This window comes from Brevundimonas lenta (assembly GCF_014196335.1).
GTDB classification, from domain to species: domain Bacteria; phylum Pseudomonadota; class Alphaproteobacteria; order Caulobacterales; family Caulobacteraceae; genus Brevundimonas; species Brevundimonas lenta.
In genome coordinates, this window is sequence record NZ_JACIDM010000001.1 from 438,743 (window position 1) to 453,701 (window position 14,959).

Annotated in this window: 11 protein-coding genes; 5 read left to right on the forward strand and 6 right to left on the reverse strand. The window is 69.0% G+C overall.

The features are described 5' to 3' along the window. Positions 1 to 40: 40 nt before the first annotated feature. Positions 41 to 1,291, reverse strand: a complete 1,251-nt coding sequence (locus tag GGR12_RS02255; RefSeq protein WP_183202444.1) for a flavin monoamine oxidase family protein — start codon at positions 1,289 to 1,291, stop codon at positions 41 to 43. A gap of 123 nt (positions 1,292 to 1,414) precedes the next feature. On the opposite strand from GGR12_RS02255, the gene GGR12_RS02260 reads away from it, so the two are divergent. From GGR12_RS02260 to GGR12_RS02280, 5 genes are all read left to right on the forward strand, one after another. Further along, positions 1,415 to 2,527 (forward strand): HlyD family secretion protein, encoded by a 1,113-nt coding sequence (locus tag GGR12_RS02260; protein WP_183202446.1) that lies wholly within the window; start codon positions 1,415 to 1,417, stop codon positions 2,525 to 2,527. 34 nt (positions 2,528 to 2,561) lie between these two features. Beyond that, positions 2,562 to 4,151, forward strand: a complete 1,590-nt coding sequence (locus tag GGR12_RS02265) for a DHA2 family efflux MFS transporter permease subunit (protein ID WP_183202448.1) — start codon at positions 2,562 to 2,564, stop codon at positions 4,149 to 4,151. Further along, the gene (locus GGR12_RS02270; RefSeq protein ID WP_183202450.1) at positions 4,151 to 4,744 is read left to right on the forward strand and encodes a TetR/AcrR family transcriptional regulator; all 594 of its coding nucleotides are present in this window, start codon (positions 4,151 to 4,153) and stop codon (positions 4,742 to 4,744) included. Before GGR12_RS02265 ends, GGR12_RS02270 begins: the two co-directional genes overlap by 1 nt. A gap of 63 nt (positions 4,745 to 4,807) precedes the next feature. Continuing rightward, positions 4,808 to 5,563 carry a creatininase family protein gene (locus tag GGR12_RS02275; protein WP_183202452.1) on the forward strand — a complete coding sequence of 252 codons (756 nt, stop codon included), beginning with the start codon at positions 4,808 to 4,810 and terminating at the stop codon, positions 5,561 to 5,563. Between the two features lie 20 nt (positions 5,564 to 5,583). Next, a complete protein-coding gene (locus tag GGR12_RS02280) occupies positions 5,584 to 6,087 on the forward strand; it encodes a phasin (protein ID WP_246328710.1) in 504 nt (167 codons plus the stop codon). A gap of 4 nt (positions 6,088 to 6,091) precedes the next feature. Here GGR12_RS02280 and GGR12_RS02285 read toward each other — a convergent pair whose 3' ends face one another. The 5 genes from GGR12_RS02285 to GGR12_RS02305 form a co-directional block, all read right to left on the reverse strand. Then, positions 6,092 to 7,537, reverse strand: a complete 1,446-nt coding sequence (locus GGR12_RS02285) for an AMP nucleosidase (RefSeq protein ID WP_183202454.1) — start codon at positions 7,535 to 7,537, stop codon at positions 6,092 to 6,094. A gap of 52 nt (positions 7,538 to 7,589) precedes the next feature. Beyond that, on the reverse strand, positions 7,590 to 8,468 hold the full coding sequence (locus GGR12_RS02290; protein ID WP_246328711.1) for an alpha/beta hydrolase: 879 nt from the start codon (positions 8,466 to 8,468) through the stop codon (positions 7,590 to 7,592). Between the two features lie 23 nt (positions 8,469 to 8,491). After that, positions 8,492 to 10,537, reverse strand: coding sequence for an AsmA family protein (locus GGR12_RS02295; protein ID WP_343053062.1), 2,046 nt, complete (start codon positions 10,535 to 10,537; stop codon positions 8,492 to 8,494). A gap of 89 nt (positions 10,538 to 10,626) precedes the next feature. Continuing rightward, positions 10,627 to 12,729, reverse strand: coding sequence for a S9 family peptidase (locus GGR12_RS02300; protein ID WP_183202456.1), 2,103 nt, complete (start codon positions 12,727 to 12,729; stop codon positions 10,627 to 10,629). Between the two features lie 75 nt (positions 12,730 to 12,804). Beyond that, entirely contained in the window at positions 12,805 to 14,892 is a 2,088-nt protein-coding gene (locus GGR12_RS02305) for an alpha/beta hydrolase family protein (RefSeq protein WP_183202458.1), read from the reverse strand. Between the last annotated feature and the right edge of the window lie 67 nt (positions 14,893 to 14,959).

Consider the following 14,959-nt stretch of genomic DNA (forward strand, 5'->3'; position numbering starts at 1 on the left):
TCCCGGCGGCTCCGTCCAATCCCTGCGCCGGCCTGACGGATCAGGTTCGAATGCTCAGCGCCGCCAGCGCTTCGCGCGCCGCGCGTTCGCCCTCCATCCACGCCCCGTGCGCCGTGCCGTAGAAGGCCTCCGCCGTCGCCTCGCCGGCGATGAAGATGCGGTTCTCCAGCGGTGTCTTGAGCACGGCGCGGTCCCCGGCGTGGCCGGGCAGGGCGTGGGAGTAGGCGCCCAGGGACCAGGGATCGGCGCCCCACGTTGAGGCGGCGACGGGGGCGAGGCGTTTGCGCATGTCCGAGCCCAGCAGGTGGACCAGCTCGTCGGTGGCGAAGGCGAAGAAGGCGGGCTCGCCCTCGGCCTCCAGCTGGCGGGCGATGTCGCCGCCGAACCAGGCCTCGATCATCGGGCGACCGAAGGGGCGCAGATGATAGCCGGCGGTGTCTGAGGTGTCGGATCGGCCCCACAGCTGGCTGTCGGGCGGGAAGTCGTCGGCGCCCGTGACCGTCATGTGCAGCTTCGAGGCCAGGCCGAGCGGCAGGTGGGCGGCGGCCTCGACCAGGTCCGGCAGGGGCGGGTCGAGGCGGAGGGTTTCGCGGGCGATCAGGTCGGTGGGGACGGTGACGATGACGGCGCGCGCTTCGACCACGCCCTTCGCCGTGGTCAGCTTCAGGGTCGGGCCCGCGCGGTCGACGCGGCTGACCGCGCAGTCGGTGACGACCGGGATGCCCGCGCCCAGATGCGCGACCAGCCGGCCATAGCCCTCGACGACCCGCCAGTTCACCCCGGTGTCGCGATAGGCGTCGTAGTCGAGGATCGAGACCTCGGCGAAACGGGCCCCGTTCAGCGCGCCCGAGATGGCGTCGATGCGGGCGTTCCAGCGGCTGCCGGGATCGAACAGGGTCGAGGCGGGGCCTTCCCGGTTCGCCGCAGCGGCCTCGGCCACCCGCTCCTCGAAGGCGGTGAAGGCCTCGTGGAAATCGGCCTGCTCCGCCGGCGACATCTCGTGATTGAAGGCCTGCCTGCGCCACGGCGGCGGGGTGCGATCGACGGTGAAGCCCTCGGCCTCGGCCCGTTCGGCCAGCACGTTCTCGTCGGCCGAGTGCAGCCAGCCGCAGCCCATGTCCAGGCCGTGGCCGTCAAAGGCGAGGGTGTGGGCCCGGCCGCCGATACGCTCTCGCGCCTCCAGAACGGCGACGGACAGCGGCTGTCCGGACAGGGCGCGCGCGGCCGCGATGCCGGCGGCGCCGGCGCCGATGACGGCGATGTCGAGGGAGGCGGGGAGGGGGTTTGTCATCACAGACCTTAACGGGGCGAAACATGACGTGTTGCGGCGCCGAAACAAGCGGAGTTGATTTTTGGACGGTTCTGTCCATTTATGCGGCCAATCCTCCCCCGATCTCCTCCCCGAGTTCCGTTCATGACCCTCACCCCGGTCCAGAAAAAGCGTCTGCCGTTGATCGTCGCCGCCGTCGTGGGCCTCGCCCTGATCGTCGGCGGGGTCGTCTGGTGGCAGGGCAAGCAGCGGTGGGAAGCCACCGACAACGCCTTCGTCCAGGCTGACACCACTGAGGTCAGCCCGCAGATCGACGGCTATGTCGTCGAGGTGCTGGTGGCCGACAACCAGCGCGTCGAGGCCGGCCAGGTGCTGATCCGTCTCGATGATGCGGACGCCAAGGCCAACCTCGCCCAGGCGGAGGCCCAGCTGTCCGCCCTGCAGGCCGGGGTGCAGAACGTCGACGCCCGCGCCGAGCAGGAGCAGGCGATGATCGCCTCGCGCGCTGCCGCCGTGACCCAGGCCCAGGCCCAGGCCGAACTGGCCAGCCAGCAGGTCGCCCGCTACGGCCAACTGGCCGAGAAGGGCTGGGTCTCGCAGCAGCGCATCGAAACCGAACGCGCCGGCGTCCGCACCGCCCAGGCCTCGGTCGCCGAGGCGCAGGCCGCCCTGGTCGCCGAACAGCGCGCCGCCGGCGTGCTGGGCTCGACCCGCAATCAGTCGGTCGCCTCGGTCGAACAGGCCCGCGCCGCCGTCGACAAGGCCCGCATCGCGCTCGACCGCACCGTCATCCGCGCGCCGGTGTCCGGCGTCGTCGGCGCCCGCGGCGTCCGCGTGGGCCAGTACGTGCGTCCGGGCGGGACCATCCTGTCGATCGTGCCGCTGGGCGACACCTATGTGGTGGCCAACTTCAAGGAGACGCAGATGGACCGTCTGCGCCTCGGCCAGACGGTCGAGATCAAGGCCGACGCCTTCAAGGGCGAGCCGCTGGTCGGCCACATCGACAGCTTCGCACCGGCGACGGGTTCGGAGTTCGCCCTGATCCCGATCGAGAACGCCACCGGCAACTTCACCAAGATCACCCAACGCGTCCCGGTGCGCATCCGCGTCGACCGCCGCGAAGGCGCCGCCCTGCGTCCCGGCCTGTCGGTCGAGGTCAAGGTCGACCTGAAGAGCGACGGCACCCTCAGCTTCGCCGAGGCCGCGACGGGCTCCATGCAGACCGCCGAGGCGACGACGGAGGTGGCGAGCCGGTGATCCCGGCTCCCGGACCCTCCGCGGAACTCATGTCATGACCGCTGCAAATCCCGCCATGACCGCGGCGCCCGCCGCCCCGGCGCCGGAGGTCAACTGGACGATCCTGCTGCTCGGCTTCGCCGGCATGGTGATCGGCCAGTTCATGGCCATCCTCGACATCCAGATCGTCGCCTCGTCCCTGCCGCAGATCCAGGCCGGCGTGGGCGCCTCGGCCGACGAGATCAGCTGGATCCAGACCGCCTATCTGATCCCCGAGGTCGTGATGATCCCGCTTTCGGGATACCTGTCGCGGCTATGGGGGACGCGGAACGTCTTCCTCGTGTCCTGCGCAGGCTTCATGGCCATGAGCGTGGCCACCGGCCTGTCGACCTCGATCGACATGATGATCTTCTTCCGGGCGCTGCAGGGCTTCGTCGGCGGGGCCATGATCCCGACCGTCTTCGCCGTCGCCTTCACCGCCTTCCCGCCCAAGCATCGCATCACCGCCAGCGTCATCATGGGCCTGATCGTGACCCTGGCGCCGACGGTCGGCCCGACCCTGGGCGGTCACCTGACCGAGCAGCTCAGCTGGCGCTGGCTGTTCTTCATCAATGTGCCTCCAGGCCTGCTGGTGCTGTTCCTGGTCGGCCGCTACGCCAATTTCGACAAGGGCGACCCCAGCCTGGCCAAGGGCTTCGACTGGTGGGGACTGGCGCTGATGGCGTCCTTCCTCATGAGCCTGCAGTTCGTGCTGGAGGAGGGGTCGAAGAACGACTGGTTCTCCGACGACCACATCCTGCTGCTGGCGGTCGTCGCGGCCATCACCGGCCCGGCCTTCATCTGGCGGGCGCTGAGCTACTACAACCCCATCGTCGAGCTGCGCGCCTTCAAAAACCGCAACTTCATGGTCGGGGTGGTGATGACCTTCACCGTCGGCGCGGCCCTGTTCGGCGGCACCTTCCTGATGCCCCTGTTCCTCGGCCGGGTGCGCGGCTACTCGGCCGCCGAGGTCGGGACGACGATGGTGGTGTCCGGCCTCGCCATGTTCGCCACCGGTCCGTTCGCGGGCCGGCTGGTGCGGGCGGTCGATCCGCGCGTCCTGATGTTCACCGGCTTCATGATGTGCGCCTGGGGCATGTGGGACGCCCACGCCGTGACCACGGAATGGGGTTTCTGGCAGTTCGCCGGGGTCCAGGCCCTGCGCGGCGTCGGCGTCATGATGGCCATGATCGCCTCGCAGCAGGTGACCATGTCGACCCTGCCGCCGCACATGGTGAAGAACGCCTCGGGCCTGGTGAACCTGTTCCGCAACGTCGGCGGCGCCTTCGGCCTGGCCCTGCTGAACACCTCGCTGACCACCAATACGGCGCGGCACATGAGCGATCTGACACAGGCCATCCCGAACACCGACGGCGGCATGACGGCGATGCTGGCCGGTATGCAGGAGCGGTTCGCCGACTCCCTCGATCCTGCCGGCGCGGCGATGAAGGCGATCCACGGCATGCTGTACCAGCAGGCCACGACCCTGGCCTTCGGCGACGCCTTCGCGATGCTGGCCATCGGCTGCGCCTTCGCCGCCTTCGTCACCCTGCTGGCCAAGCCGGTGAAGATCCCGACCGGCGCCCCGCCGGTGGAGGCGCACTGATGCCCCGCGTCGCCGGACAGATCGACGAGACCAAGACCGAGGCCATCCTCGACGCCGCGCTTGAGCTGTTCACCGAGAAGGGCGCGGCGGCGTCGATGGAGTCCATCGCGCGCCGGGCCGGGGTGTCGCGCCAGACGCTGTACAACCGCTTCCCGTCCAAGGCCGAGATCGGCCGGGCGTTGGCGGCGCGGCGCTCCGACGCCATCAGCGCGCCCCTGCGCACGGGCGGCGATCCCGAGACCGTGCTGACGGCGCTGGCCGCCGGCATGCTGGACAAGCTCTGCGGCAAGGACGGTCGCGGCTCGATGCGCGGCGTGGCGCTGATGTCGCCGCATGCGCCCGACGTCGCCGCCGCCATCTATGACGCCGGTCCCGCAGAGGGCCTGCGCCGCCTCTCGGCCTGGCTGACGGAACAGGACGCCGCCGGCCGCCTGACCGTGCCCGATCCCGACGCGGCGGCCGAGATGTTCTCCGGCATGGTGCTGGGCCACGGTCACCTGCGCGGCGTGCTGAACGTGCCCCATCCGCCCTTCGACCGGGACGCCCGCGCGCGGGAGACGGCGCGGCGGTTCATCCGGGCTTTCGCGCCCTGATCCTGATGACGGCCGGACGGGATCGGCGTAGAGCCCTTTCGTCCCTGTTTTGAGAGTGCGCCCATGCTGATCCACCTGTCGTCCTGGCCTGAAATCGATGCGGCCCTGAAGACCACGAAGACGGTGGTCGTGCCGATCGGCTCGAACGAGCAGCACGGCCCGACCGGCCTGCTGGGCACCGACTGGCTGTGCCCGGAGATCATCTCCCACGCGGCGGAGAAGCAGGACGCCTCGCTGGTGGTGGCCCCGACCTTCAACATCGGCATGGCCCAGCACCACCTGGCCTTCGCCGGCACCATCAGCCTCCGGCCCTCCACCTTCATGGCCGCGATCACCGACTGGGTGTCGTCGCTCAGCCGTCACGGCTTCGAGCGGATCTATTTCCTCAACGGCCACGGCGGCAATGTCGCCACCATCGAGGCTACCTTCGCCGAGATCTACGCCGAGTGGAGCTTCGTCGAGGAGCAACCGCCGTACGTGCTGAAGCTGCGCAACTGGTGGGACCTGCCGGGCGTCAACAGCCTGTGCAACCGCATCTTCCCGACCGGCCACGGCATGCACGCCACGCCGTCCGAGATCGCGGTGACCCAGGCCGCCTATCCGGACCGCATCAAGATCGCCGACTACAGCCCGCAGATCGCGCCGGTCGGCCCGATCCGCGACGCCCTGGACTACCGCGCCCGCTTCCCCGACGGCCGCATCGGCTCGGACCCGGCCCAGGCCAGCCCGGAGAAGGGCCAGCAGATCATCGACGCCTCGGTGGCCGCCCTGCTGAAGGACGTGGCCGACTTCTCCAACGAGGTCTTGCCGGGGGCCTGATTGGGGCCCAAGGCTGGCGCATGACCCAATTCGATCAAGCCGTGAAGACCGGCCGCCGCCTGACCCGCAATGCGAGTTCGGCCGCCGCGACCGCCCTGTCCGGCGGCGAGATGATGAAGGCCGCCGGCGACGTGATCGCCGCGCGGATGGAGATCATGGCGGCCGGCCTGGCCGATCCGCGCAAGGCCGACCTGAAGGAGCTGTCGCTGATGGGCTCCGAAAAGGTCGAGGCCCTGTCGGAGTCCGCGTCCTCGATGGCGAAGACCATGGGGACGATCGGCGGCCGCCTCGGCGCCAGCGCCATGAGCGAACTCAGCCATGCCTCGCAAGCCGCCTCGGCCATGACGACGGCGTCCAGCCCCGCGGCCCTGGCCCAGGCCCAGTACGCCTGGGCGATCGGCTGGTGGGGCCGGGCGGCGAACCAGACCCTCGGCCTGACCAGCGAACTGCTGAAGGGTCAGGCCGATGCGCTGAAGCCGATCCACGCCACCGCCGTCGCCAATGCGAAGCGGTTGAGGAAGTAGCTGTCTACCGGAACGGCGGCTCGTCGAAGGCGCGGAGCTTTCGGCTGTGCAGGCGGTTGCCTTCGGCGCGCAGCAGATCCACGGCCTGGATGCCGATCTGCAGGTGTTCCGAGATCGACCCCTCGTAGAACCGGTTGGCCTGACCCGGCAGCTTGATCTCGCCGTGCAGGGGCTTGTCCGACACGCACAGCAGCGTCCCGTAGGGCACCCGGAAGCGATAGCCCTGGGCGGCGATGGTGGCGCTTTCCATGTCGATGGCGACGGCGCGGCTCTGGTTGAAGCGCAGCGCCGATTTCGAATAGCGCAGCTCCCAGTTCCGGTCGTCGGTAGTGACCACGGTCCCGGTGCGGAGGCGACGCTTGATCTCCTCGCCCGGCGAACCGGAGACGATCTTGGCGGCGTCGTACAGGGCGCGTTGAACCTCGGCGATCGAGGGGATCGGGATGTCCGGCGGCAGCACCGCGTCCAGCACGTGGTCGTCGCGCAGATAGGCGTGGGCCAGCACATAGTCGCCGATGGTCTGGCTGGGGCGCAGGCCGCCGCAGTGGCCGATCATCATCCAGGCGTGCGGACGGGTCACGGCCAGGTGGTCGCAGATGGTTTTGGCGTTGGACGGACCGACCCCGATGTTGACCATGGTGATGCCGTTCCAGCCCGGCGCCGTCAGGTGATAGGCCGGCATCTGGTGCTTCTTCCAGGCGGCGTCGGCGACGACGGCCTCCGGGTTCGGCGTGTCGCGAGTGACCACCACCCCGCCCGAGGTCGAGAAGGTCTCATAGATGCTGTTCGGGTCCTGCAGCTGGGCCAGGGCCCAGCGCACGAACTCGTCGACGTAGCGGTTGTAGTTGGTGAACAGGATGTAGTTCTGCACGTCCTCGACCGGCGTGCCGGTGTAGTGGCGCAGGCGCGCCAGCGAGAAGTCGGTGCGCAGGCCGTCGAACTGCGACAGCGGGAAATCCTCGGCCGGATCGAACATGCCGTCGGAGATTTCGTCGCCGATGTGGGCCAGGTCGGTGGTCGGGAAATGCCGCGCGATGGCCGCCGTCATCGACGGGTCCAGGACCACGTCCGAGCCGTCCAGAACGTAGGGGAAGGGGATTTCCTGCTGCGACGGTCCGACGTCGAAGGTCGCACCGTAGTCCTGCTCCAGCAGGGCCAGCTGCTCGTTCAGATAGGAACGGAACAGGTCCGGCCGGGTGATGGTGGTGGCGTAGATGCCCGGCCGCGAGAGGCGGGCGTAGGCGCGGATGGCGAGGTTGGTCGGACGATCGCCGAACCAGCTGACGCGCAGCTCGGGATAGGCGAACAGGCCCTCGGCCCGGGCCACGGGGTCAGGCCGCTGTCCTGTGTCCAGGAAGGTCCTGACGGCGTCGCGCAGATTGGCGACGGATTGATTGTAGAGGGTTTCGAGGCGGTCCAGAGCCGCCTGTGCTGTCATCGTTTCTGTCATGACCTCCCTTAACGGAAGATCGTGACCAAGGCGAGACGGTGGAGCTTGGGCGTCAATCCAGCTCCCGATGCAGGAAGGCGGTCACGTCGGCCAGCACGGGCGCCTTCTTGCGGAACAGGGGCGAGAAGGTCGCCAGAGTGTCCTGGTGCGAGAGCCCCGGATAAAGCTTCGCCTCGCAGCGGCCGCCGGCGGCGCGCATGCGGTCGCACAGGATGGTGGTGTCGACCGGCTCGACCACGACGTCTTCTGTACCGTGTCCCAGCCAAAGCGGCGGGGCGTCGGCGCGGACGAAGGACACCGGCTGGGTCAGGGTCGGATCGGGCGCGCGGCCGAAGGCGTTGATCGAGGCCGGAACATCGAAGGGATAGAAGTCGTAGGGGCCGGACAGACCTGCCGCCGCACGGATCAGGTCCGGCGCATCCAGTCCCGCCATGTAGCGCCGGTCCAGGGCGATCATCATGGCCAGATAGGCCCCGGCCGAGTGGCCGATGACGCCCAGCCGCGCCGGGTCGCCGCCGTAACGCGCCGCCACCGTGGCGGAGAAGGCCGTGGCGGCCGCCGCGTCCTGGACGAAGGCGGGGAAGTGGACGTCCGGAACCAGGCGATAGTCGGCGATGGCGACCACGAAGCCCTTCGCGGCCAGCGCCTGGGCGGCCCAGCCGTACAGGTCCTTGTCGCCGGAATCCCAGCCGCCGCCGTAAAAGAAGACCAGCACCGGGCGAGGCCGTTCGGCGGCGGCCTCCGGGGCCCAGATGTCCAGCTTCTGGCGGGGATCGCTACCGTACGCCAGATCCTTCGCCATGCGACGGACGCCAGGATCGCGCGGGCCGACGCCGTTCAGCAGCCCCAGCGGGGAACAGGCTGCGACGAGCGCGCCGAGGGCGGTGGCGAACAGGCCGCGTCGGGTCATGGCCCATATGGCGCGAAGCATGTGCGCGGCTCAACACCTTGACCTTAGCGCGCGCCGGAAATCAGCGCGCCGCAGTTGGCGTCCTCGGCCAGGCCCGGATCGACGAAGGGCAGCAGGGCGACCAGCGGGCTGACCAGGGCGGCGAGCGCGGCGCCGAGGCCGACCTGGGCGACGGCCGGACCGGCCTCGACGCCGACCTTCGGCGCCGTCAGCAGGCCCGACACGGTGATCGGCGACCACAGACGGATCAGCCGAGCCTCCTTGGTCTCGCCGTCGATCTTCAGATTCATCGTCTCGGTGTTGAGGTCGATCGTGCCGGACCCTTGAGCCAGCACCGGCGTGGTGTCGATGACGAAGGTGCGCGTACGGGCCACGCCGCCGCTGACCGCGAAATCGGCGACCGCGCAGCGGATTTCGGACGTCGAGGTGTCGCCGCCCAGCAGCCTGAACAGGCCGGCGGAGGCGTTGATGCCCAGCAGTTCGGCGAAGGCGGCGCGCATGCGGCCGTGCGGAACGATGACGCTGATCGAACCCTTCGAATTGGCGGCGAAGTCGTGCACCGACTTGCCCGGCCCTTCCAGCTTGGCCCGGCCCAGGGTGCTGCCGGTGACCGTCGGGGCGCCGTTGCGGGCGGGGATGATCGACTCCAGCGGATAACCGCGCAGGCGGAAATCGATGGCGCTGTACGGCACGTCGCGGGTGGCGTTGATCTTCGCCGTGCCGTTCAGTTCGCCGCGGTTGAAGGTGAAGGCGACGGGGTTCAGATCCAGAACGCCGTCCTTCAGCACGGCGTCGGCCGAGACCTTGCGGACATCCAGGTTGTTGCGCTTCACCCGCTCGGCCCGGAACTTCAGCGAGCCGTCCATGACCCGCAGGCGCTCGACGTTCAGAGGGGCGTCCGGCAACAGGCGGCCCGGCCGGCCAGAGGTCAGCACCGTATTGCCGCCGGAGGTGACCTGCGGCTTGCCGCCCAGCACCGTCATCAGATCGTCGATATCCAGCAGGCGCGAATTGATCACTGCGTCGACCCGGCGGCGGTCGCCGACCTTGTCGACCGTCAGGTCTCCGGACACGTCCGACGAGCCGATCCGGCCGGTGAAGTCGTTGAGGGTGAATTTCGCATTGCTGCGCGTGAGGGCTCCCTCGATCCGATAGGGCGGGGTGTTCGGCGTGGTGATGCCGGTCAGCAGATAGATGTCCGCCAGGTCGCGCCCCTGCAGGCTCAGGGTCGCATTGAAATGGCCCAGGTCGAACGGGCGGGTGATCGATCCATTCGCCACCAGCTTCGAGCCCACGCCGGTGACCTCGCCGCGGAAGGCGTAGGGCCGGTCGCGCCGGATGTTGATGAAGGGCCCGCCACGCACCATCAGGGTCATCGGCGTGCCGTTGATCGTGCCCTGGCCGTCCAGGTGGAAGCCGGCGTCGCCGTCCGACCCCTCGCGGGCGTTGACCGTGGCCTCCAGCTTGATGTCGCGGTTCTGCTCGTCCAGCGAGACGCGGCCGTCGCGGATGATCAGGCGGTTGATCGGCGGCAGCTTCAGGCCCTCGCCGGTGTCGAGCTTGTCGGGGTCCAGCACCCAGCTCTTCCGGCCGTCCTCCGTGGAGATCAGCACCACCTCCGGCCGGGCGATGGCGACCAGGGGCATTTCCACCCGGCCGGCGAACAGCGACCGCAGGCGGACCGAGGCCTGGATGTCGTCGATCTTCAGCGTGTCCTTCTCGCGGGCCCAGTCCGGTCCCCCGATACGAAGGTCGCGGATCTGCGCCCGCGGCTCCCAGCTGAACAGATTGACGTCGAGGTCGCCGTTCAGCTCGATCTGGCGGTCGTATTTCGCCGATGCCCAGCGGCCGATCGGTCCGCGCAGCATGTTCCAGTCGAAGAAAATCAGGAACAGGACGACCGCCGTGATCACGATCAGGGCTATGGCGGCGGCGATCTTCTCGGGCGGTCCTGGCTTGCGCACGGCGGCGTAGATGGGATCGTTCTCGACCACCCAATCGCGCCATGCGCGCACGCGCGTCCCCGCCTGGCCCATCGCTCGCTCGCGGAAGGCCGACCAGTTCGGGTTTTCATTCAAGGCGTTAAACACGCGTACGGCTCCGTCGGAGCTCTCACAACGCGCGACAACGCAAAAGGGCGCCCCCGCGGGAGCGCCCTTTCGTCAGCCATGAAGGCCGATCAGCTCGCCGGCTTCAGATAGTGATCCAGCCAGCCGAACACCTCGTTGTGCCATTGCAGGCTGTTCGCCGGCTTCAGCACCCAGTGGTTCTCGTTGGGGAAGACGATCAGCTTGCTCTCGATGCCGCGGCGCTGCAGGGCCGTGAAGGTCGACAGGCCCTGGGCGGTCGGGATGCGGAAGTCCAGGTCGCCCTGGACGACCAACATCGGGGTCTTCCAGTTCTGCACGTGGTGGACCGGGTTGAAGCGCTCGTAGCCTTCGGGGTTCTCATAGGGGGTGCCGCCGTACTCCCACTCGGTGAACCACAGCTCCTCGGTGCCGTAGCCCATGCCGCGGATGTCGAAAACGCCGTCGTGGTTGACCAGACATTTGAACTCGTCCGACCACTGGCCGGCGATCCAGTTGATCATGTACCCGCCGTACGACGCGCCGAGGGCGCAGGCGTTGTCGCCGTCGAGGAAGGCGTATTTCTCCTGGGCGGCGGCCCAGCCCTTCTGCAGGTCTTCCAGCGGGCGGTCGCCCCAGTGCTGGCTGATCGCGTCGGTGAAGCCCTGGCCGTAGCCGGTCGAGCCGTGGAAATCGATCATCACCACCGCATAGCCGGCGCCGGCGTAGGTCGACGGGTTCCAGCGGTAGGACCAGCTGTTTCCGAACGAACCCTGCGGCCCGCCGTGGATCAGGAAGGCGACCGGATATTTCTGGCCCTCGACGTAGTTGGCCGGCTTGATGACGTAGCCGTGCACCGTCTCGCCGTTCCAGCCCGGGAAGTTGAACTGCTCGGCCTCGCCGAAGACCTTGTCGTCCAGCTGCGGGTTCACATTGGTGATCTGGCGCGGCATCTCGCGGCCGCGGAAGGTCTTCACGAACAGCTCGCTGGGACGGCGCAGGGTGTCCTGGGCGAAGACGAAGCCCGACGGCGTCTGCTGGAAGGCCGAGACGTGGCCCTCGCCGGTGATCGGCACGACCGAGCCGTTGCGGGCGTCGATCGAGAACAGGCGGGTCTGGCCGACGTCGCCGGCGGTGACATACAGGGTCCGGCCGTCCTTCGACCATTGCAGGCTGTCAGCCGAACGGTCCCAGTTCGCGGCCACCTGGCGCACGTCGCCGGAGGCCACGTCGCGCAGGAAGATCGAATATTTGTCGGCCTCGAAGCCCGGGCGGGCCATGGCGCGATAGGCCATGGTCTTGCCGTCCGGCGAGAACACCGGGCCGGTGTCCCAGGCGTCGTTGTTGTCGGTCAGGTTGGTGAACTGGCCGGGAGCCGAGACGGCGACCTGGTAGAGGTCGAAATTGGTGCTCCAGGGCTCGCTCGAGCCGGCTTCGCGGGCCGAGAAGATGATCGACTGGCCATCGGGGGTGAAGGTGAACTCGCTCTCGTCGCCGAACGGCTTGGAGGGGGTGTCGCCGTCGAAGCCCTTGGTCACGTGCACCGGCTGGCCCGAGCCGTCGGCGTTGACCACGAACAGGTGGTTCTGGGTGCCGTCCGCCCAGGTGTCCCAGTGGCGCACGAACATGCGGTCATAGACCTGGCCGGTCGCCGGATCGTCGGCCACGGCCTTGTTGCGATCGACCGTGCAGGCCAGATCGGCGCAGTTCGGGAAAACGGCCAGGGAGACCGCCACTTTCGAACCGTCGCCGCTCAGGCGGTAGGCGTTGACGTCCAGCGGCAGGTTCGTGACCTGCACCGGGTTGGTCCCGTCGGCGTCGGCGCGCCAGACCTGGCTGGTCCCCGACCGGCCCGAGAGGAAATACAGCTTGCCGTCCGAGCCCCAACGCGCGGTGTTGGCGCCGCCCTCGTTGATGGCCAGGCGCACCGGCTCGCCGGCGTTCTGCAGGTCCTGCATGAACAGGGCGCCCGCGCGGCGGTTGGCGGCCACGTCCGTGGTTGTCACCGAATAGACGACCCAGCGGCCGTCCGGCGACACCTGCGGATCGCCCAGCCGGTTGGCCGAGATCATGTCGTTGTAGTTGAAGGCCGTGGAGCCTTGCGTGCTCGCGACCGCGCCGGAAGTCGGGGCGGCCGGGGCCTCGGCGAGGGCGGGCACGGCTGCGGCCAGCGCCAGGGCGGCGCAGGCGGACGCGAGCAGGGAGCGGTGACGCATGGACGGTTTCCTCATGTCTTGCGGACGCTGGCGTAGCACCGCGCGACGGACTGAGGAAGCGGCTCCGCTTGCGGCTCACTCAGCCGTGTAACGGTCCGTCCAGTCGAGAATCTCGCGCTGCCACTCAACCCAGTTGCGCGGCTTCAGCACCCAGTGGTTCTCGTCCGGCACATGCACGAACCGGCTCTCGATGCCGCGCCGCTGCAACGCCGAGAAGGTGCCCAGCCCCTGTTCCACCGGCACCCGGAAGTCGCGCGAGCCGTGCAGCACCAGCATCGGCTTGGACCAGTCGCCCACGTAGGTATTGGGGCTGAACTCCCGGTACAGGTCCGCCCGGTCCCATGACGATCCGCCGAACTCGGCGATGAAGGTCGCGATATCCATCGCGTTCATCAGCTGGCCGACGTCGAACACGCCCGCGTGGTTGACCAGGCAGTCGAACGGCCCGTTCCACTTGCCGGCGATCATATTGACCATATAGCCGCCGTAGGACGCCCCCAGCGCGCAGGCTCGGTCGCCGTCCATCCAGCTGTTGGCCGACAGCGCCGCGGCCCAGCCCTTCTGCAGATCCTCCAGCGGCCGGTCGCCCCAGTGGTCGTTGATCGAGTCCGTGAACGCCTGGCCGAAGCCCGGCGAGCCGTGGAAATTGATCATCACCACGCCATAGCCGGCGCCGGTGTAGACCTGCGGGTTCCAGCGATAGCTCCAGCCGTCCGTGAACGGCGACTTGGGCCCGCCGTGGATCAGATAGACCACCGGATAGGTTCGTCCCTCGACATAATCCGCCGGCTTGAAGGTCCAGCCCTGCACCCGCTCGCCGTTCCAGCCGGCGAAGGTGAACAGCTCGCCGTCGGTCAGGGTGGTGTTCGCCAGGGTCTCCGCATTGTGCCGGGTCAGGGTGCTGACGCCGCCGCTGACGACCTCGACCACCTGCGACGGGCCTTCGAAGGTTTCGTGCGCCAGCACCACCCGGCCGCCCGCCTCGTCGAAGCCGGATACTGTGCCGCCGTCGTTGATCGCTCGCACCGCGCCCGAGCGCGCGTCGATCTCGAACAGCTTCTGCTGGCCGTTGTCCGAGGCAAGGACGTAGAGCGCCTTGCCGTCCGAGCGCCAGCGCAGATTGCCGGGACCGCGGTCCCAGTCGGGCGTCAGGGCTCGCGCATTGCCGCCGTCCAGATCGCCGACCATGACCACGGCCTGGTCGCCGAACACGTTCTCGCGGCGATTGGCCAGCCAGGCCAGACGGCGGCCGTCCGGCGAGACCACGGCGTTGGTGTCCGGCGCGGTGTTGGCCTCGGTCAGATTGACCGCCGTTCCGCCCGCCAGCGGCACGCTGAAGACGTCGACGTTGTTGGTGAAGGCCTCCGTCCGGCCCTGCGTCTGGGTCTGGAAGATCACGCTGCGGCCATCGGGCGTCAGCGCGAACTCGCCGTCGTCGCCCTGCGGCCGCGAGGGGGTGTCGGCGTCCATCCCGGCCATCAGGTCGCGCGGCTCGCCGGCGGCCAGGCCCGAGGCGTTGAGCTGCAGCGCGAACAGATGGCTGCGCCGTCCGTCATTCCAGCTGTCCCACGGCCGCAACGGCAGGCGATCATACCCGCGCACTGACGACACCGCAGTCGCCTGCGCCTTCAACCGGTCGCGGGTGCAGTTCAGGTTGGCGCAGTCGACGAAGACCGGCAGGGCCAGCACCAGGGTCCGGCCGTCATTGCTCAGGCGGAAGGCGGTGACGTCGACGGGCAGGGTGGTCACCTGCACCGCCGCATTGCCGTCGCGGTCCATGCGCCAGACCTGGCTGGAGCCGCCGCGGGCCGACAGGAAATAGATGCTCTGGCCGTCCGGCGCCCAGCGCGCCGACGACACGCCGCCGTCCGAGGCCGCCAGCCGCCGCGTCGCGCCATCGGCCTCGACGATCCAGGCCGCGCCCGACGCCTTGTTGCCGGCCCAGTCGGTGGTGCGGACGTTGTAGAGAACGCGTCGGCCGTCGGGCGACAGGCGCGGATCCGACACCCGCTCCATCATCGCCAGCTGGTCCAGGCTCAGGCCGCCGTGCGCGGTCGGCTGCAGCACAGGCGCATCGGCCGGGGTCTGCGCCAGAGCCGGAGCGCCCGCCGACAGCATCGCCAGCGCCGCCGCGCCCGCCAGAAGTCCGGTCCTGATCGCCATTCCACACCCTCCCGTTGTCTATCCAGACTTAACACGCCACAGCCCCCCGCCAAGCCGCTTGCCGAGC

Bases quoted from the DNA above. Each gene is read 5' to 3' on its own strand.
- GGR12_RS02290 (WP_246328711.1), bottom strand. From the start codon at position 8,468: ATGCTTCGCGCCATATGGGCCATGACCCGACGCGGCCTGTTCGCCACC.
- GGR12_RS02300 (WP_183202456.1), bottom strand. From the start codon at position 12,729: ATGCGTCACCGCTCCCTGCTCGCGTCCGCCTGCGCCGCCCTGGCGCTG.
- GGR12_RS02255 (WP_183202444.1), bottom strand. From the start codon at position 1,291: ATGACAAACCCCCTCCCCGCCTCCCTCGACATCGCCGTCATCGGCGCC.
- GGR12_RS02285 (WP_183202454.1), bottom strand. From the start codon at position 7,537: ATGACAGAAACGATGACAGCACAGGCGGCTCTGGACCGCCTCGAAACC.
- GGR12_RS02265 (WP_183202448.1), top strand. From the start codon at position 2,562: ATGACCGCTGCAAATCCCGCCATGACCGCGGCGCCCGCCGCCCCGGCG.
- GGR12_RS02305 (WP_183202458.1), bottom strand. From the start codon at position 14,892: ATGGCGATCAGGACCGGACTTCTGGCGGGCGCGGCGGCGCTGGCGATG.
- GGR12_RS02280 (WP_246328710.1), top strand. From the start codon at position 5,584: ATGACCCAATTCGATCAAGCCGTGAAGACCGGCCGCCGCCTGACCCGC.
- GGR12_RS02275 (WP_183202452.1), top strand. From the start codon at position 4,808: ATGCTGATCCACCTGTCGTCCTGGCCTGAAATCGATGCGGCCCTGAAG.
- GGR12_RS02260 (WP_183202446.1), top strand. From the start codon at position 1,415: ATGACCCTCACCCCGGTCCAGAAAAAGCGTCTGCCGTTGATCGTCGCC.
- GGR12_RS02270 (WP_183202450.1), top strand. From the start codon at position 4,151: ATGCCCCGCGTCGCCGGACAGATCGACGAGACCAAGACCGAGGCCATC.